At 42.6% G+C, this 18,947-nt stretch carries 20 protein-coding genes; 16 read left to right on the top strand and 4 right to left on the bottom strand.

Translation table 11 applies throughout. The annotated features are described in order from the left end of the window. Positions 1 to 92: 92 nt before the first annotated feature. Entirely contained in the window at positions 93 to 902 is an 810-nt protein-coding gene (locus NYE36_RS15475; protein ID WP_007408824.1) for a glycerophosphodiester phosphodiesterase family protein, read from the top strand. 17 nt (positions 903 to 919) lie between these two features. Here the strand turns inward: NYE36_RS15475 and NYE36_RS15470 are convergent, their stop codons facing one another. From NYE36_RS15470 to NYE36_RS15455, 4 genes are all read right to left on the bottom strand, one after another. After that, positions 920 to 1,114, bottom strand: coding sequence for a hypothetical protein (locus tag NYE36_RS15470; RefSeq protein WP_003152265.1), 195 nt, complete (start codon positions 1,112 to 1,114; stop codon positions 920 to 922). Between the two features lie 122 nt (positions 1,115 to 1,236). Continuing rightward, positions 1,237 to 1,818, bottom strand: a complete 582-nt coding sequence (locus tag NYE36_RS15465) for a class I SAM-dependent methyltransferase (RefSeq protein ID WP_031378719.1) — start codon at positions 1,816 to 1,818, stop codon at positions 1,237 to 1,239. Next, positions 1,815 to 2,783: a TIGR01212 family radical SAM protein gene (locus NYE36_RS15460; protein ID WP_007408822.1), complete on the bottom strand. Its 969-nt coding sequence runs from the start codon at positions 2,781 to 2,783 to the stop codon at positions 1,815 to 1,817. Before NYE36_RS15460 ends, NYE36_RS15465 begins: the two co-directional genes overlap by 4 nt. A gap of 86 nt (positions 2,784 to 2,869) precedes the next feature. After that, a complete protein-coding gene (locus NYE36_RS15455) occupies positions 2,870 to 4,537 on the bottom strand; it encodes an MFS transporter (protein ID WP_094032149.1) in 1,668 nt (555 codons plus the stop codon). A 440-nt stretch (positions 4,538 to 4,977) separates the two neighbouring features. Here NYE36_RS15455 and NYE36_RS15450 point away from each other — a divergent pair, with 440 nt between their 5' ends. From NYE36_RS15450 to NYE36_RS15380, 15 genes are all read left to right on the top strand, one after another. Next, entirely contained in the window at positions 4,978 to 6,090 is a 1,113-nt protein-coding gene (locus tag NYE36_RS15450) for a metalloregulator ArsR/SmtB family transcription factor (RefSeq protein WP_094032150.1), read from the top strand. A 394-nt stretch (positions 6,091 to 6,484) separates the two neighbouring features. Beyond that, complete coding sequence (locus NYE36_RS15445) at positions 6,485 to 6,757, top strand: YtzC family protein (protein WP_003152272.1); 273 nt, start codon at positions 6,485 to 6,487, stop codon at positions 6,755 to 6,757. Between the two features lie 193 nt (positions 6,758 to 6,950). After that, positions 6,951 to 7,067, top strand: coding sequence for a hypothetical protein (locus tag NYE36_RS15440; RefSeq protein WP_003152273.1), 117 nt, complete (start codon positions 6,951 to 6,953; stop codon positions 7,065 to 7,067). Between the two features lie 38 nt (positions 7,068 to 7,105). Then, on the top strand, positions 7,106 to 7,498 hold the full coding sequence (gene ytrA / locus NYE36_RS15435; RefSeq protein WP_003152275.1) for a GntR family transcriptional regulator YtrA: 393 nt from the start codon (positions 7,106 to 7,108) through the stop codon (positions 7,496 to 7,498). Next, a complete protein-coding gene (locus tag NYE36_RS15430) occupies positions 7,491 to 8,369 on the top strand; it encodes an ABC transporter ATP-binding protein (protein WP_020956239.1) in 879 nt (292 codons plus the stop codon). The genes ytrA and NYE36_RS15430 overlap by 8 nt, the downstream gene beginning before the upstream one ends. Continuing rightward, positions 8,363 to 9,349 carry an ABC transporter permease subunit gene (locus NYE36_RS15425; protein WP_020956238.1) on the top strand — a complete coding sequence of 329 codons (987 nt, stop codon included), beginning with the start codon at positions 8,363 to 8,365 and terminating at the stop codon, positions 9,347 to 9,349. The genes NYE36_RS15430 and NYE36_RS15425 overlap by 7 nt, the downstream gene beginning before the upstream one ends. A gap of 15 nt (positions 9,350 to 9,364) precedes the next feature. Next, positions 9,365 to 10,351, top strand: coding sequence for an ABC transporter permease (locus tag NYE36_RS15420; RefSeq protein ID WP_265451423.1), 987 nt, complete (start codon positions 9,365 to 9,367; stop codon positions 10,349 to 10,351). 36 nt (positions 10,352 to 10,387) lie between these two features. Beyond that, positions 10,388 to 11,368 carry an ABC transporter permease gene (locus NYE36_RS15415; RefSeq protein ID WP_265451424.1) on the top strand — a complete coding sequence of 327 codons (981 nt, stop codon included), beginning with the start codon at positions 10,388 to 10,390 and terminating at the stop codon, positions 11,366 to 11,368. A 15-nt stretch (positions 11,369 to 11,383) separates the two neighbouring features. Then, the gene (locus NYE36_RS15410) at positions 11,384 to 12,079 is read left to right on the top strand and encodes an ABC transporter ATP-binding protein (protein WP_007408816.1); all 696 of its coding nucleotides are present in this window, start codon (positions 11,384 to 11,386) and stop codon (positions 12,077 to 12,079) included. Beyond that, positions 12,069 to 13,379 carry an FtsX-like permease family protein gene (locus NYE36_RS15405; RefSeq protein ID WP_265451425.1) on the top strand — a complete coding sequence of 437 codons (1,311 nt, stop codon included), beginning with the start codon at positions 12,069 to 12,071 and terminating at the stop codon, positions 13,377 to 13,379. Before NYE36_RS15410 ends, NYE36_RS15405 begins: the two co-directional genes overlap by 11 nt. A gap of 63 nt (positions 13,380 to 13,442) precedes the next feature. Beyond that, a complete protein-coding gene (locus tag NYE36_RS15400) occupies positions 13,443 to 14,138 on the top strand; it encodes a response regulator transcription factor (RefSeq protein WP_014418686.1) in 696 nt (231 codons plus the stop codon). Next, positions 14,131 to 15,135: a sensor histidine kinase gene (locus NYE36_RS15395; protein ID WP_094032153.1), complete on the top strand. Its 1,005-nt coding sequence runs from the start codon at positions 14,131 to 14,133 to the stop codon at positions 15,133 to 15,135. The genes NYE36_RS15400 and NYE36_RS15395 overlap by 8 nt, the downstream gene beginning before the upstream one ends. A 102-nt stretch (positions 15,136 to 15,237) precedes the next feature. Continuing rightward, on the top strand, positions 15,238 to 15,993 hold the full coding sequence (locus NYE36_RS15390) for an ABC transporter ATP-binding protein (protein ID WP_015240420.1): 756 nt from the start codon (positions 15,238 to 15,240) through the stop codon (positions 15,991 to 15,993). Further along, positions 15,990 to 17,930, top strand: coding sequence for an ABC transporter permease (locus tag NYE36_RS15385; protein ID WP_043021696.1), 1,941 nt, complete (start codon positions 15,990 to 15,992; stop codon positions 17,928 to 17,930). Before NYE36_RS15390 ends, NYE36_RS15385 begins: the two co-directional genes overlap by 4 nt. Before the next feature lie 107 nt (positions 17,931 to 18,037). Next, positions 18,038 to 18,757, top strand: coding sequence for a TIGR02206 family membrane protein (locus tag NYE36_RS15380; RefSeq protein ID WP_094032154.1), 720 nt, complete (start codon positions 18,038 to 18,040; stop codon positions 18,755 to 18,757). Positions 18,758 to 18,947 lie beyond the last annotated feature (190 nt).

The raw sequence follows: 18,947 nt of genomic DNA, 5'->3' as shown, positions 1-18,947 counted from the left end.
CTCGTGTAAATCATGACGGCGCAGTTTTATTTATGACGTGAAGTATGAAATGAAACATTGTTTGCGCCTGCAGAATATGATACTTTAATTTTATGAAAAAATTAAAGTATTTAGCGGTCATAGCATTACTTTCCATTTCCGGAGGCTGCTCCGTCATCCATGCTTCCGCCGGCTATCATCCTGTCTTGATAGCGCACAGGGGCTCTTCTGCGATTGAGCCGGAACATACAGCTTTGTCTTATGCGCGTGCCATTAAAGACAAAGCAGATTATATTGAGATAGACTTACGGGAGACGAAGGACGGCCATCTGATTGCAATTCACGATAAAACGGTAGATCGGACAACAGATGGTAAAGGGATGACAGATGATCTGTCTTTGGCTCAGATTAAGAAACTGAATGCGGGAAAAGGAGAAAAGATTTTAACATTAGAAGAAATCATACAGAAATTCGGACAAACTGCCAATTACTATATTGAGACGAGAGAAAGCAACGGCAGCCTGGTGATGGAAAAGAAACTGATTGACATATTACAAAAACATAAGCTGATTTCCAGCCATAAAGCAGTCATTGAGTCTTTTAGCGGGAAGAGCTTAAAGAAAGTTCGATCTATGGATAAAAAAGTTCCTCTTGTTCGATTATTAAAAGATAACGAGGCTGAGGAGATAAATGATAAGCAGCTGCAAACCATCAGAACGTATGCTGATACAGTCGGGCTCAACGCCAAATTGGCAAATGAAGCAGTCGTGAAGCGCATTCATCACAATAAGATGAAAGTGCACGTGTTTTTTGATAAGGAAGACGAGCATACGCTGACGCCTATTATGCTGAAACAAAAAGCAGATGGTGTCTTTACGAACAATCCCGCTTATACACGCGGCGTGCTGCAAAACAGTAAATAAAAAGAGACATGCGCATTTTACGCTGTCTCTTTTTTTAACGGTTTCTTTTTTGCCGCAAGGTGCATTGCGAATTTGCCGATCAGCCCGATGACAAAAAATGCAGCAAACCACCAGTAATAGGTTTTTGCGAACTCAAATCCTAAATGTCTTGATAATATGATGACGAACATCACATAGGGAACACTTGAAAATATGATGCGAAGAATATTCAAACTGCCGCTCCTCCCAGATGTTACACTTAAAAGATGAACTTTTTTCCATTACTTCATAGTAATTGATTTTTCAGAAATAGTAAACACAAAAAGAATCGGCCCGCTTATGACAGGCCGATTCTTTATTTGCCGGCAGATTTCTTTTCAATCGCTATAATAAACGGCGGGTCGTTTCGCTGGTTGAGAAAGCCGTAGCTCAGCACGCGCGCTTTTTCCTGATCAAGATTGCTGCAGTAGTCCAGTAATGCACTTTTTTCCGTCTTGCCTTCAGGATGCCCGTGGTACACAACGAGAACGATCAGCCCGTTCTCCTTCAGCAGTTCAAGGAGCTGTTCGATCGCGGAAATGGTTGAGTGGCCGTTTGTCGTAATGCTTTTATCGCCGCCGGGCAGATAGCCGAGATTAAACACGGCGCAAGCCACACGACCGTGCGCATCCTCAGGCAGCGATGCCTTTATTTGATCATGGCTCTTATGGTGAAGCGTGACGCGCGGACTGAAGTCGGCACCGAGCCGCTCCTTCGTTTTAGCGAGTGCGTCCGCTTGAATATCAAAGGCATGGACATGTCCTGTCTCACCGACAAGGCCGGCCAGGAAATATGTATCATGTCCGTTGCCCATCGTCGCGTCAACCGTGATATCACCTTCCTGTGCGGCGGACTTCAGCAATTCTTTACTGAAAGGGAGGATGTGCATCAAGGTCATAGGGCGGTCTCCTCCCCGATTTTTCTGAAGAGCTTTCCTTGATAGCTTCCCCGTGTTTCCAGCTCTTTTTGAATGGCGCCCAGTACTTCCCACTTATTGACGCTCCACATCGGTCCGACCATTAATTCGATCGGCCCGTCTCCCGTAATGCGGTGAACGATCATTTCCGGGGGAATGATTTCGAGCTGATCACATACAAGACTTACATATTCTTCTTGAGAAAGGAACTCCAGCTTTCCTTTTTCATATTGCTTCACCATCGGTGTGCCTTTTAATAAGTGAAGCAGGTGAATTTTAATGCCTTGCACATCCAAATCAGCGACGGCTTTGGCCGTCTCCATCATCATGTCCCTGTTTTCAAGCGGAAGCCCGTTAATGATATGGGAACAAACGCGGATGCCGTGTTTTCTCAGTTTATTGACACCCTCAACATAGCAGTCAAAATCATGGGCGCGGTTGATCAGAAGGGCAGTCCGCTCATGCACGGTCTGCAGCCCGAGTTCAACCCACAAATAGGTCCGCTCATTCAGTTCGGCCAAATATTCCACGACATCGTCCGGTAGGCAGTCCGGACGGGTCGCGATCGACATGCCGACAACGCCGTCAAGCTTGAGGACGGATTCGAATTTTTCACGCAGCTCCTCTACCGGAGCATGCGTATTCGTGAACGCTTGGAAATATGCGATATATTTGCCGTCTTTCCACTTTTCGTGCATGCGGTTTTTGATATCGTGAAATTGCGTGAGTAAGTCATCGGCCCGATTGCCGGCAAAATCGCCGGAGCCCGCCGCGCTGCAGAATGTACAGCCTCCGTGTGCAACCGTGCCGTCCCGATTCGGGCAGTCAAAACCGCCGTCAAGCGCGACTTTAAACACTTTATGCCCGAAATGCTCCCGCAGATGATAATTTAATGTATGGTACCGTTTTTCCGTATTTGAATAAGGAAAAGGGTTATTCTCGTTCAATGTTCAAAAAGCCTCCCTCACATCAGATGCATCCTAAAATTGTAGCATGAATGATGGAGCGGAACAATGAAACAATTATGGAACGGTCAGGACGTAATATCTACCTGGTTTTTCTGTTGTTGTTTTAAACGTTTTGGAGAAATATCACTGAACAATGCAAAAATAATTCCTAAAATAAGAATTACACTGCCTACTTTGAATGTATTATTAAAACTGTCACTTATTTTTTCATTATATAAATTTGAAATTTTTTTCTGGATAGCCATAACTTCCTTCTTTTGAATATTGAAGCTTTTTTGTACTTTTTCTTTATACGGATCCGGGGTTATAGAGAGAATTTCTTCCTCTTTTTTGTTTAATTCAGCAATACTTTTGCTTCGATCGAAACCTTTACTGTCTGAATGCTTTAAGTGAGTTATTATCTCGTTCTTTGCATTTTTATCAAAAACCTGATTGCTTTCCACAATTTTAATGGCTTCTTTTTTCGCAGTAGCTGTGTGATCATTTATATTCATTGTAAGCACAGATGTAAGTATGGCAATTCCTAGCGCTTGTCCAACTGTCCGCATCATATTAAGAATACCTGAGGCAATTCCTACTTTCTCAGGAGGAATAAGCCGTATCCCTGAACTCATTGCTGGTCCTATTACAAGCCCTAAAGCTAAGCCGGTCAAACATAACAGAATAATTACTGACGTTATAGAACTGTCGTATCGTATGTATCCATATAAATATGTTGTGATTGTTAAACCGAGCATACCTAGACCCGAAAGCCAAATGCCCCCGAGTTTATCAGATAGCTTTCCAGAAAGTACAGAGGTAAACATAGATGATAGAGCTAATGTAGAAACAATTAACCCCGCTTCTAATTCAGTTTTTCCCATTAAATTCGTGAGGAGTAAAGTAATAATAAGGGTACCGCTTGTTAATCCAAGGCCCTGCATAAAGAGGGTGAAAGAACTGAAACTAAATGTACGTATCTTCAGCATGGATAAGGGAATCATCGGGTTTTTAATTTTAGATTCAATAAAGAAAAACAAACAGAATAATAATACAGAGATTACAAAAAGAGAGATAATTAATTGTGATGACCAGCCTAAGTCAGATACTTTTGCAAAACCAAAGGTTAAACAGAAGAGAGCTCCGGATAAAATAAGAATCCCCATGTAATCAATTTTTTTACTCACTGTTTCATCATAACTCTCAGTAATAAAAAATGCTGCTAAAAAAAGAGAAATCAGACCTAAAGGAATATTTATGAAGAAGATAGCTTGCCAATTAAAATTTTCAGTTAATAATCCTCCAAGTACAGGTCCTAATGTAGCTGCTAATCCTGAGAAAGCACCCCAGATTCCAATGATCATTCCTTTTTTATTTTGAGGTACGATAGCTAAAGCTATAGGTATTGTAACAGGTACAATGAAAGCAGCAGATAATCCCTGAATCACTCTAATTGTGACAAGCATTTCAATTGAAATGCTCAAACATGCAATAACTGATGTCAAAATAAAAAGTGCTAATCCAAACATAAAAGCTTTTTTTCTTCCAAAATGGTCTGCCAGCTTTGATGCACCTACTAATAAAACCGCAAAAGCTAAAGTATAACCTGTAGCCACCCATGCTACTTGAGAAAGGTTACTCGAAAAATAATCCAGCATCTTAGGTAAGGCGATATTTACTATAGTGGTGTCCATTACTGAAATGAATGTACCTAATAATAATGCAGATAGCATAATTAATTTTTGAAAATTCAAACCTATAACCTCCATTAGATATTAATCTAAATTTAAATTCGATATATATCTCAAAACATGATAAATGTAATCTTAAGAGGTGTCAATATTATTCATAAATTGTTTTTTCATCCACTTTTCTCGAAATCATATTTTTATAATTCAACAATTTTGTAACTTGAAATAACTCAATAAGAGCTAAAATTGACCTGTAAACTAGCTGAGATGATGAAGGATTTCTGAAGAGTGTGACATGAGGAAAACACTCAGCAAGAGGTGAGGCAAGTCTAATAAATCTAGGACTGCTCATGATAATGCTCAGTCAGGTATGTGCTTAAAGGAAAATTCTTTAAAATTAGAAATGAATATTCTTTGAAAGTTCCCTTTTGATTGATAATATTAAAAATGTAAAATGTCTGACATGAAGATAGTACAACGTTTTCCTTGTGGAAAAAGACTTTATGGGGTGTGAAAAAGTGCGGTTAATAATTAATGACAGTGTTTCAGAATTCTTTGACAAGATATCCTCTATTCTATTCTTGAAACACGAGGAATTCTTCAAAGATTATACAACCAAATTGGGTATAAAATTAGATAATGAATATTTTGTATTACTAGATGATCTTAAAAGAATAAAAGAGTTAGATAGTGAGTTTTTAAATTTTTATTTTGGCAGCTTTTGCGACTACAAAGATGTTAGGAATGCAAATATTTTTTGTTTAGCCACAACCTTTTTTAAAATCCCACAAATTTATACGAAAGATTTTTTTGAAATTATTGATTATTTATCTGCAGTTACAGAAGAAGAGATAAGAAAAAATATTTTAGAGTCTCTAATTTATTTACAAGGAGATCTTAAAACTGAAACATCTACCGAACAGTATTTAAATGATAGGGAAAGTTTATTTGAGCTACTTAATAATCTAAATATAAAGCCCGAATACAAGTGGATCATATTTAAGGTAATGAAATCTCCTAAAACTTATGTAGATCAATTTTGCAATAAATTAATGTTGGTGAATGGTTATCTTAACGAGGCGATTTATAATTTAATTAAATTTAGAGATGAGTGGATGAATCAATTAAAAAACATAAATATGGATTTTCCAAAAAAGATAATCAGTACGTTAAAAGGTAAGGAATACTTATCTTGTAATTATATTAATATATATCCAACACTTTTACCTTACACTGCAACTATTACGAAAAGTGAAGATAACATTTATGTTGGACTTGGTTATAAAGTTGATAAAATTTTCGAAAATACATTAGGGAAAGCTGAGATTAATCATATTATTGATTTTTTGAAGCTTTTATCGGATAAAAGTAAGTTCAAGATATTAATCTTACTTAGTCATAAAAAAATGTATGCTAATGAGATTGCTGAACAGCTAAATTTAACCAATGCAACGATTTCACACCATATGAGAATTTTGACATTGCAAGGTTTAGTTGAGAGTACGAGAAATCAAAATAAAACATACTATTATCTTAATTCTTCAAAATTCGATTCTCTTTTGAACGGTTTGTTGAAAAAATTTAAAGCTGTTCCAGGCTTAGATGGGGATGAGTAAAAAAGGTTTTGGTTTTATAGTTGGTGTTAGTTTCGGGATGATAATTAAAGCTAATAAAAACAGATCGTCTAATGAATTGGATACCCAAAAAATATGATGAATCCTGGGTGTTTTACACAAAAAAGATAATTTGATGGTGAACAATTTAAAGCGAACCGAAGATCTTGTGAGTGATGTGGGAAAATTTTAATGTTTTTAATAAAAGAAGAATTAAGTTATCGTTCTAAAATGGCGGATTTTTATAAAGATTTCATTCTGTCTTGATTAAATTATACATGTAATCGTATTTTATACCGTTTCTGTCTTGTGAATGAATTACCTGATATTTCTTGTGAGAATTTATTTGGAATAAGAAATACTATTGATATGACATTATCAATAGGAGGACTGTTTAATGGCAACAAGACAATCAGTAGATGAACATCTCCAAAGAAGCGAACAGGCGTATGAATTTGCGAATGAGCAATTTATGACCGCTTCAAAACAAGAGCATTATAATGATAATGAGTACAGTGAAGCGCAAATGATGCTTGAAAACGCGGTGAATGAATTAAACAAGCTGTCATTATCTGCGAATGATCAGCAAAGAGAGCAGCTTTACCGAATGAGATTGCAGCTGCAGACCTTGCAAAACAATATGATTTTGCAGCGTAATTTTGATTACTGACCGCGCCGTTTCAAATGGTTCAGCAAACCTGCCGGAATCCCGGCGGGTTTTTTTGTATTTCTTTTAAAAAAAGAATTGACAATAGGGCGGAGTGTGTTTATTGTATTACGTGTACTACTTGATGTAATACACATAAAACACTCAAAAAATGAAATCGACATATAAATGTTAAGCATAGGGAAGGGGAACTTTCATGAAAAACAAAAGATCCGTAAAACAAGATGTGCCTCTTATTATCGCCGCCTCGGTTTTGGCAAGCAGTCTGTTTGTCGTTCTTGTCGTCATCGGTTTTCAATGGCAGAACATTTAAAGAAAGAGAGCAGCTCGTAAAAGAAAGAAGGGAAGTAAATGATTCAAATCGATCCGAGAAGCTCAACTCCGATTTATGAGCAGATCATACAGCAACTGAAAGAGCTTTGTTTAAAAGGGATCATGAAGCCGGGGGATAAACTTCCTTCTGTCAGGGAATTGGCAACGATCATTATCGCCAATCCGAACACAGTCAGCAAAGCGTACAAGGAGCTCGAACGCGATGGTGTCATTGAAACGCTGAGGGGAAGAGGAACGTATATATCGGAGAATGCAAAAACGACATTGGTTGAAGGGAAGATGACGATGATAAAAGAGCAATTGAAACAGCTCATCATCGATGCCCATTACGCGGGAGTTGAGCTGGAGAAGCTGCAGGAATGGATAAAGGAAATCAGCGCTGATGTGAAAGGAGGCAAGGATCATGATTGAATTGCGGAATCTCTCAAAAACGATAGACGGTAAAGAAGTGCTCAAGGATATTTCGCTCACCATCGGAAAAGGGGAAATTTTCGGGCTGCTCGGGCGAAACGGATCAGGGAAAACAACACTGCTCCGGCTCATTCAGCAGATTCTGCTGCCGGATCAAGGGACGGTTTTATTTAATCAGGTGGAAATAAAGCGGCATCCGAAAGTAAAACAGAACATCATTTATATGCCTGTTGAAAATCCTTTTTATGACAAGTATACATATAAACAGCTTGTTGCAATTGTAAGCAGAATCTATCCGAATTTTGATGTGACTTACGCCAATGAGCTGATGAACAGGTACGGCATTCCGGAAACGAAGAAATACCGTGAATTATCGACAGGCCTGAAAAAACAGCTTGCGCTCGTCCTTGCCTTTGCTTCACGCCCGGCTCTTATCCTTTTGGATGAACCGACGGACGGAATTGACGCCGTAACGCGTCATGACGTGCTGCAGCTTATGGTGGATGAAGTGGCTGAACGGGAAACGAGCATTCTGATTACCTCACACCGTTTAGAAGATATTGAGCGAATGTGCAACCGGATCGGGTTTTTGGAAGGAAATCAGCTGACGAATGTGATGGACTTGGATGATATGAAGGAAGAGTACATGAAAATCCAAATGGCATTTGAAGAGGACGTCGCCTTGAAGATCAGAGAACAAAACATACCGATTCTCGACCATGCCGGTGTGTTTTATACGGTGCTGATTCAAAAGAACGATGAGAAGAAAAAGAACTTTCTGCAAGAGCTGCGGCCGAAAGTATGGAATGAACTTCCTGTGAACTTAGAAGAGGTCTTCATCGCGAAGTTTGGAGGGAACCGGAGATGGTAGACAGGGGATTGCTGTACAGGGAATGGGTGCAGAATCGAACTGTTCTTGTGATGGTCGGCATTTTTTTAGCGGCGGTCAATCCATTTGAAGTGTTAAATACCTATCTGGTTTATCAAGGCTGTCTGGACACCCACGGAGCATATTGTAAGTTTTATGTGAATTCTTTGGATAGCGGAATGCTGAACTTGAACTGGGCGCCCGCTGTCATCTTAGCGGTTTGCTTATTCGGACTGGAACGTACGAAAGGAACGATTGATGCGCTTTTCAGTCTGCCTTATTCCCGCGCTCAGGTGTTTCACACTAAATTTTGGCTCGGGGCGGCGGTCATTACCGGCGCTCAGGTGATCGGCTACGGGCTGGCTGAGCTGCTCATTCTTCTGTTAAAGCCTGAGCGCGTATATTTCTTCCACCATTACAGCGTCGGAGAGATTATTGTGAGTATTTTGGCTTTTGCATTGGTCGCGAGTGCAGGCTGCTTAACGGGCAATACGTTCGCCCAGCTGTTAACGGCGTTTACTGTGTCGATAGCGCCTTACCTGATTATTACGCTGCCGCTGTCCAATGTAGAAGTCATCTTCGGAGTCAGCATGTATGAGCTGATGCCGTCAGTCGAGGCTTATCTCAAAGTAAACAATCTTTTTCAATACTTGATTCCGATCATGTACATAGATACAGATTGGGTATCTGCCAGCAAGTATATATTAATCATCCCGGCAGTGATGAGCATTGTATTTTATGCCATCGGGTACTTTTGCTATGTCAGACAGCCGGCGGAACGGAACGGCCGTTTTTTTCTCTGGAGACAGCTTGACCGGCCCATTCAGATTGTGGTGATTATAATCGCCGTTCTCGGTTTTGGCCTGGCGGGGTACTCGACGGGACAGACGATGACAGGGTATGTGGCCGGGATGCTGGTCGGAGGAGCGATCGGATTTTTGGTCAGTTATTTTGCCATATATAAAAAAACGAAGCATGTGTAAGAGAGGAGGACCGGAATGATACCGCGGGGATTGTTGTACACAGAATGGAAGAAAAATCAGTGGTTGTTTTTATGCAGCGGCATTCTTTTAATGGCGGCAAACCCTTTTTTGGTTTATAACAACTACTCAACATATCAAGAATGTATGAATAACCAAGCTCTTCAAGATTGTGAATTCGTTGTCAATTATACGAATGGGTCGCCTCTTTCCTTCAGCTGGATTGTAAGTGTCATCATTGCCGTCTTCTTATTAGGCTTGGAACGGACAAAGGGAACGATGGATGCTTTGTTAAGCATGCCTTACAGCAGAGGCCAAATCTTTCAGACGAAATTCTGGCTTGGCGCAGCAGTCATTGTTGTTCCCCAGGTGATAGGCTATGGAGCGGCGTCATTGCTGATATCTTTGCTGAAACCGAGCCATACGTACGATTTTGATCATTTTTCAATCGGAATGATTGTCATCAGTTTTATGGCTTACGCCTTGTTAATGGCATCCGGCGCATTAACGGGACAGATATTCGCCCAGCTGTTAACGGCGTTTACCGTCACGGTACTGCCCTTTTTACTCATCGGTCTGCCGGCCGCGAATTTGGAGGTTGTTTTCGATTTTAGTGTGGGAGATCAATTTTCTTTTATCAGCAGTTATATCGAATCCCGTCTTTTTATATTTGTAACCCCTATTGGATATGTGTTTAACGACTGGATCAGAGAAAGGGATTTGGTTTTAATCATTCCGATTGTGATGAGCCTTGTCTTTTATCTGATCGGTTATGTCAGCTTTCTGAAACACCCGAATGAACGGAACGGCAGATTCTTTCTTTGGAGAAAATTGGACCGTCCGGTGCAAATCTTGGTGATTGCCTTTGCTGTTATGGGTTTCGGCGTTTTCGGATATGGGGTCACAGACACGATGTTCGGCTATTTAGCCGGCATTATCTTCGGTGCGGTTATCGGGTTTTTCATCAGTTATTTTACGGTTTACAGGAAGTCAAAGCATATGTAGATCTGTTTGAAAATGAACAGTTTGGAGGAAGGCAAGGTGCCGATTAGCGGTTTGCTTTATAAAGAATGGAAGCAGCGGCAGACGCTGCTGCTCCTTACAGCGGGGTTCTTAGCTATTTTAGGCCCTTTGGCAATTATAAATGAGTATTTTCACTATAAGGATTGTTTGAGTGCGCTTCATCAATATTCAGGTTCAGTTTGTACGTTCAGCATTGATTACAGCAATCGGAATTTGATTGGGCTTCATTTCATTCCTCCGGTTATGATGGGGCTTTTTCTGATAAGAGGAGGCCGGGCTGAAAGGATGTTTACACTGAGTCTTCCGTATTCAAGAAGCCGGATATTTCATACGAAGTTTTTCTTGGGAGCAGCCGTGTTAGCCGGCTCGCAATTTGTTTCTTACGGAGTATCTGACATATTGTTTCTAGCGCTTAAACCTGACGCTGTCCATCATTTTCAATCATTCAGCGCAGGGATGCTGGTCATCAGCTTGATGATTTATGCATTAGTGACAGCTGCCGGCACGATAACGGGCAATTTAGCGGCCCAACTGATCACGGCGTTCACGGTTTCCGTCTTTCCGATCGTGGTTATGACGATTTACCTGTTAAACGCTGAGTTCCTTTTTGGCAGGCAGGCTGTGCCGGATATTGATTTCCCTTGGAGCGGATTTCTGATCTATTTCATGCCTGCCGCTTACATCCATACATCATGGATGTATTATTTGAAACACGCATTGTTAATCTCCGCATTAATGGGATTTTGTTTCTATCTATTCGGCTATGTGAATTTCCTGAAAATGCCGAGTGAACGAAGCGGACATTTTATCCTAAGCAAACACATTGAACGCACCATTCAAGTGCTCGTCATGGTGCTCAGTATGCTGGGAAGTGCGGGGGTGTGCGGATATGCTTATAACGGTTCGTATACCGGTTACATATTCGGCATGCTTATCGGCGCGGTTATCGGGTTTTTCATCAGTTATTACTTCATCTATAAAAAAACGAAACAGATATAAGGGGGAGTGGTGTACGTGATAGAAGTACAGCATATTGATCATTCATTTAAAATCGGCAGGAAAGGCAGAGAGAGTGAGGTTCCGGTGCTGAAGGATGTCTCTTTGACCGTTGAAAAAGGGGAAATTGCCTGTATCGTCGGTCGGAGCGGTTCCGGAAAATCAACGCTTCTGAATTTAATATCCGGATACATAGCGCCGACGAAGGGCCGTATCGTCATTAACGGCACTGATGTGACGGGCTTCAGTGAAAAAGAGTGGGCGCAGTTCCGCCTCGGGCACTTCGGTTTTATTTTTCAAAGTTTTCAGCTCATTCCGAGTCTGACAACCTATGAAAATGTTGAAATGCCGCTTGCCTTAAAAGGCGTCAAACCGTCTGAACGCAAGCAGAAAGTCGCGGACATGCTGAAACGGGTCGGACTTGAGAATCATGCGAATCATTATCCGAATGAGCTGTCAGGCGGCCAGCAGCAGCGTGTCAGTATCGCAAGAGCCCTGATTTTAAATCCGTCGATTATTTTAGCTGATGAGCCGACGGGAAGCCTTGATTCAGAAACGGAACTTGAGGTGCTTGCATTAATTCAGCAGCTGAACCGGGAGCGCGGGATTACATTTGTCATCATTACGCATGACGATGAAGTCGCTTCGATCGCGCATTCAAAATTCCAGCTGCATGACGGTGTATTAAAAGGGGGCGTTACTGTTGAGATTTAAGGATCAGATTCACTTTATCAGAAGAAATATGAAGAAAAACCGGCTGCGTGTTTTCATGACGGTGCTGGCGACGACAATGGCGTGCGCGTTTTTAGTGGTGCTGGCTTCCGTCGGATTCGGCATCCAAAAAACGATTACAGACATAACCATGAGCCAGCAGATTGTTACGGAAATCAATGTGCTCGGCCAAGAGAACGGAAAAGCCGTGAAGAAGTCAGACTTGGAAAAGTATAAAAATGTCAAGTCTGTCGTTGAAAGAACACAAGTGTATGAACCGAACAAAGCGTCATTGGGAAACCGAACAAATGAAGATTCAGCCATTGTGCTGACAAACATGAACGATGAAGTCAAAGCCAATATGGAGCTTGATCAGGGAAGAGTCGCCCGCACAGAGAATGAAATCGTGGTCGGCTATGATTTTGCGAAGAACCTATTGACGAAAAAAGAGGCTGACGCTTACGACAAAGAGTTAAATGATCACCAAGGCGACATGTCGGAGGTGAAAAAACCAAAAGGCTATACGAAAGACCTGCTTAATAAAACGATACAGCTGAGCATCTCCAAAACTAACAAAGACGGAGACGTTGAGAAAACGAAAACGTACGACTTTAAAGTAGTCGGAATTACAAAAAAACCGTCCCAAGATTGGATGGAGGATACAAATATTTTTGTGAGTGATCAATTCAAGAAGGACTTCTCAACATTCTTGGATCTGAAGAATGGAAATGCGGAAAAAAGCATCAATGTGTATGCAGACAAATTCGATCATGTCGATCAGCTTACCCATGACCTCACCGATGACGGCTTTTATGTCAGATCTGTCACAACCGAGCTGAAGGGCGGCAACACCTTTTTCCTCGTCTTTAAAATCGGCCTGATCTTTGTCGGCTTTATCGCCGTCGTGATTTCTGCCATCGGTATTTTCAATACGATGACGATGGCGGTGACGGAACGAACGCAGGAAATCGGGATTATGAAAGCGATCGGCGCAAGTCCGTCCATCATCCGCAGAATGTTCCTGATGGAAAGCGCCTATATCGGGATATTAGGTTCTGTCATCGGGATTATCATTTCTTACGGAGTGAGTTTTGCCGTCAATCTGGCTGTGCCGGTTATCTTGAAAGCGGTAGGGGGAAATACCGGAGCCGAAGATCTTCATTATACCTTCTCCTATATCCCGCTCAGCCTCGTTGTGATTGCAGTTGTCATTTGTGCGGGGGTCGCGGTGATTTCCGGTATGAATCCGGCCCGCAAAGCGACAAAAACCAACGTTCTGACTGCATTAAGAAGAGAACTGTAAAGGAAAAAAGCCGGCTGGACATCAGCCGGTTTTTCCTCTATCTATCAGAAAAGGGCGGATACCATGTTTCACATTTTGTTAATAGAAGATGATAACACTTTGTTTCATGAGATGAAAGAGAGATTAACGGGCTGGTCATTTGCGGTGCACGGAATAAAAGATTTCAGCCGGGTCATCCGGGAGTTTTCCGAAATTAAGCCTGATTTGGTGATCATTGATGTACAGCTGCCGAAATTTGACGGCTTTCATTGGTGCAGAATGATACGCTCCCAATCAAACGTGCCGATTCTCTTTTTGTCCTCGCGCGATCATCCCGCGGATATGGTCATGTCGATGCAGCTCGGGGCAGATGATTTTATTCAGAAGCCTTTTCACTTTGATGTGTTAATCGCGAAAATACAGGCGGTGTTCCGCCGTGTGCATCAATACGGCACAGAACCGGCGCTGATGAAAAGATGGTGCGGGGCGGTCATTGACACAGAAACCAACACGGTCAGCCGTAAAAACGGTTCGGTCGAGCTGACCAAAAACGAAATGCTGATCTTAAAACTGCTGGCTGAGCAGAAAAATAAAATCGTCAGCAGGGAAGAACTCATCAGAAGCCTATGGAATGATGAGCGTTTCGTCAGTGATAATACGCTGACGGTGAATGTCAACCGGCTGCGGAAAAAACTCGATCAATTAGGCATCGGGAAAATGATTGAAACCAAGGTGGGGCAGGGATACATCGCAAAGGAAGAAGACGGTCTTTATGATTAAATCATTTCTGCTCGAAAGAAAGAGCTGGATCGCGATGTTTCTTTTGCAGCAGGCTGTGCTCCTTTTTGCGGCATATATTGATCCGTCTATTCCGTTTCTTTCAGTGCTGTATTTTGTTTACCTGTCGCTTCTTGTGTTTCTTGTATTTCTCTTGTTCCGCTATCGTAAAGAGACCGCCTATTATAAAAGCTTAAGAGAGTGGGACGCCAATTTAGACATGTCTTATCTTAAAGCGCCTGAAAGTCCGTTTGAGTCTATCGTTGAAGAAAGCATTGAAGGGCAGACAGAGCAGTTAAGAAAAAGCTCACTTCACCTTCAGGCGGCGTCAGAGCATGAAAAGGACGATCTGATGTCTTGGATTCACGAGGTCAAAACACCGCTGACAGCGATGCATCTCATGATTGAGCGCCTTGATGAACAGCCGCTGAAAGCCCCTTTGCTGTATGAATGGCTGCGGATTCACCATCTTCTGGACCAGCAGCTTCATCAGAAACGATTGTCCTTTATTGAAAATGATTTATCATTCCAGCGAATTCAGCTCAGGCCGCTCGTTTTCAAAGAAATTAAAAATCTGCAATCATGGTGTATACAAAAAGGGATCGGGTTTGACATTCAGCTTGATTCACCAGACGTTCACAGTGACGGAAAATGGCTTTCCTTCATCATCAGGCAGCTGTTAAGCAATGCCGTCAAATACAGTGAGGCGGATGACATTACCGTAAAAAGCTATGAACAAAACGGCCGGGTGCATGTGGATATCGAAGACCGCGGCATCGGCATCGAGCCCAAAGATCTTCCGCGCATTTTTGAAAAGGGATTTACCTCGACGCGAATGAGACGTGATCACGCATCAACGGGGATGGGCCTGTATTTGGCTCGAAAAGCCGCGGCTCCGCTTCTTATCCAGATCAGCGTGCGCTCTGAGCCGGAAAGCGGCACGGTTTTTACCTTGGTGTTTCCGAAACAGAACGATGCCGTCAGCATGTTCAGCGTGTGACAAAAGTGTCACATGCTTTTCTCTTTTGTTCGCTTAATCAAACGAAAAAAACGGCTTCTGTTTTTAAAATAAAGATAACCAATGTAAAAGGAGAATCAGAACGTGATGATTTTAGAAGCAGGCAATATCCAAAAAAGCTACGGAAACAAGCTGAATAAACAAGAGGTGCTGAAAGGAATTGATCTTCAGATTCACAAAGGGGAATTCGTCAGCATTATGGGCCCGTCGGGATCAGGGAAAACGACCCTTTTGAATGTGCTTTCCTCCATTGATAAAGTGAGCGCGGGCACCATTAAACTGAATGAGACGGAGATTACATCCATGAAAGAAAAACAGCTTGCCGAATTCAGAAAACGGCATCTCGGCTTTATTTTTCAGGATTATAATTTATTGGACACCCTGACCGTGAAGGAAAACATACTCCTGCCGTTATCCATTACGAAAATGTCTAAGAAAGAGGCGGACCTGCGATTTGCCGAGACGGCAGAGGAGCTTGGGATCTATGATTTGCGACATAAGTATCCGAGTGAAATTTCCGGCGGGCAAAAACAGCGGACGTCTGCCGCAAGAGCTGTTATTCACGAGCCGGGCATTATTTTTGCTGATGAGCCGACCGGAGCGCTCGATTCAAAGGCTGCCATGGATTTACTGAATAAACTCAGCCGTCTGAATCAAAAACGCCGCGCCACCATTGTGATGGTGACGCATGATCCGGTTGCCGCCAGCTATTCCGGACGTGTGGTTTTCATTAAAGACGGCCGTGTGTATACACAGCTGAATAAGGGCGGCCAGGACAGACCCGACTTTTTTCAGGATATTATGAAAACGCAAAGTGTATTGGGCGGGATTCAGGCATGAGTATTCATCATTTGATCTTCCAGAACCTGAAAAAGAATATGAAAAACTATTACCTTTACGTTTTTGCGCTGGTGTTCAGCGCCGCCCTTTATTTCGCGTTTGTCACGATGCAATACGATCCGGCGCTTGATGAAATGAAAAGCTCCATAAAAGGAGCGGCGGCAATCCGGGCCGCCTCTGTACTGCTTGTGGCGATCGTGTCGGTATTTCTTTTATACGCCAACACCATTTTTATTAAACGGCGCGGCCGGGAAATCGGCTTATTCCGATTAATCGGCATGACGAAAATGCACATTTTCCGCATACTCAGCACAGAAAATTTCATTTTGTATTTCGGATCGATTTGGATCGGTATTTTTGCCGGCTTTTCTCTCTCGAAATTATGTATGATGATGCTGTTTCATACAGTCGGTGTGAAAGCCTCTGTCTCACTGTTTTTTTCAAGCAAGGCGCTCGTTCAGACGTTAATTGTGTTCGGGGCGATTTACGTGCTGATTATGATGATGAATTACTTATTTATTAAACGGCAAAGCATTTTGTCTTTATTTAAAACCGCGTCATCGTCAGAAAGCGGCATAAGACGGCTTTCTTGGGTGCAGATGTCGATCGGCGTTGTCGGTATTGCGGCCATTATCGCCGGCTATGCCGTGTCCGCGGATTTATTCGGAGGCAGTTTTACGAGCATGAATGAACTGTTTTCGGCCATGGTGTTTATTCTCGGCTCGGTCATTATCGGAACCTATCTGTTTTATAAAGGTTCGGTCAGCTTTCTGGCAAATCTCATCCGGAAATCAAAAGGCGGGTATCTGAATGTCAGTGAAGTGCTGTCTTTGTCATCCATCATGTTCCGGATGAAGTCAAACGCCGTCCTGCTGACGATTATTACGACTCTTTCGGCGCTGGCAATCGGTTTGCTGTCTTTAAGCTATATCTCGTACTATTCCGCGGAAAAATCGGCTGAGCAAAATACAGCCGCGGACTTTGCGTTTGATAACCAAAAGGAGACTGACTCATTTATCGCTTTATTGAAGAAAAACGGAATTGAACACAAAGTGAAAACAATCAAGACCATTCAAGCCGGTGTCAATATGAAGAACATCATAAACGGCGACATGAAAAGCTTTCAACAAGACCCGTCCAGCTTGGCGCTGCCGATTATAAGCGAGAAAGACGCAGAAGGGACGGAGCTTTCTGACGGAGAAGCCGTGTTTACCGGATATAATGATATGATGAAAAGATTTCTCGACCTGAAAACGTCAGGATCCATTGATATAAACGGCAAAACGGATAAAATACCGCTGGCGTATAAGGGCTTGAAGAACGACTTCCTTCTGTCATATACATTTACAAGCGGAGGGCTGCCGACCGTTATCGTCACGCAGCAGGTATTTGACCGGATCGAGAAAGATATCGACCCGTCCATCCAGGGAAAATCAAATCGGTTTTTCGGCATTACACTCAAACGTGAAGAGGACATCCAAAAAGCTGATGGTCTGTTTCAAGCGCAGCACTATTCTGACGGCGCGCTTTCACAATTTGAAACGGCTGACACCCAAAAGAAAAATATGGGGCTGATCATGTTTATTGTCGGCTTTTTGGGGTTAACCTTTCTGATCACCTCAGGCTGTATCCTTTATTTTAAACAAATGGGCGAGTGTGAGGATGAGAAGGCTGATTACACGATATTGCGGAAGCTCGGCTTTACAACGGGAGATCTGCTGAAAGGCATCCGCCGGAAGCAGGCGTATCATTTCGGGATTCCGCTCGTTCTCGGGCTGTTCCACAGCTATTTTGCCGTTCAGTCAGGATGGTTTTTATTCGGAACGGAAGTGTGGACGCCGATGATCATCGTCATGGCGCTGTATACGCTGCTGTACTCCATCTTCGGCATGCTGTCGGTGCTATACTATAAAAAGGTCATTCAATCCGCCTTGTAAAACAAGTTGAGGAGCCTCCGCATAAGCGGAGGCTTTTTTTGTATGAATAGAAGAAAGCGATTTTTAAAAGAATAGACATACGTCATTTTTTCGCGCGGGGGAGCCTTATGCAGAGATATTTTCAATTGAAATCTGAAACAGGGGCCTTTCATCTATTTTCCAAGGAACACATTTTCACGCTGTTGATCATCGGATTGCTGGGGGCGGGCGTGATCGTATTCCGGAAACAGCTCAACTACGGCCGGCCGAATCGCGTTTTCCGCTATGTACTGTTCATTCTTCTTGCCGTGTCGCAGATCAGCTATCATATATGGCTGCTTTGTCATCATGCCTGGTCGCTGAAAACAGCTCTGCCGCTGCAGCTGAGCGACCTTTCCGTCTATTTGGCAATGCTGATGGTCATGACAAAAAGCAAAAAACTGTTCGCCTTCCTCTATTTTGCCGGTTTGGGCAGCGCCGTACAGGCGATGGCAACACCTGATTTAGGGGCGTATTCTTTCCCGCATTTTCGGTACATCGTGTTTTTCATCTCCCACGGCTGTGTTTTTCTTACCTGTCTATTCATGGCCGCTGCAGAAAGGTACAGGCCGTCGGCGCGCGGACTGTGGGTGTCTGTGCTGATCGTAAATCTGTACGGGGCGTGTGTCTTTTTTATTGATCGTGTGCTGAATGCGAATTACTTATATTTAATGAAAAAACCGAAGACCGCTTCGCTTCTGAATGTTTTCGGACCTTGGCCGTGGTATCTTCTATCAATGGAAGCGGCGGTGATATTGAGCTTTTTCATTCTGTATATTCCGTTTTGGCTGCTGAGGAAAAGAGCATGAGGCCGGCCTGTTTTTGTGAATCCAATCATTTGTAATTTTTTCAACATTCCGGCATTATTTTTTTCAGATTCTGATGTTGAAAAAAGACGTCCGCGGCGATAGAATGAATGTGCTATGATAACGTGTTCGATACGGAGCCGCGGCTTGCGGTTTCCGTTTTTTCATGGGGTTTTTTATAGAGAGAGGGGGA

Origin of the sequence: Bacillus sp. FSL R5-0593 (assembly GCF_038603755.1) — a bacterium.
Lineage (GTDB): Bacteria > Bacillota > Bacilli > Bacillales > Bacillaceae > Bacillus > Bacillus velezensis.
This window is presented reverse-complemented; position numbering and strand designations above follow the sequence as displayed.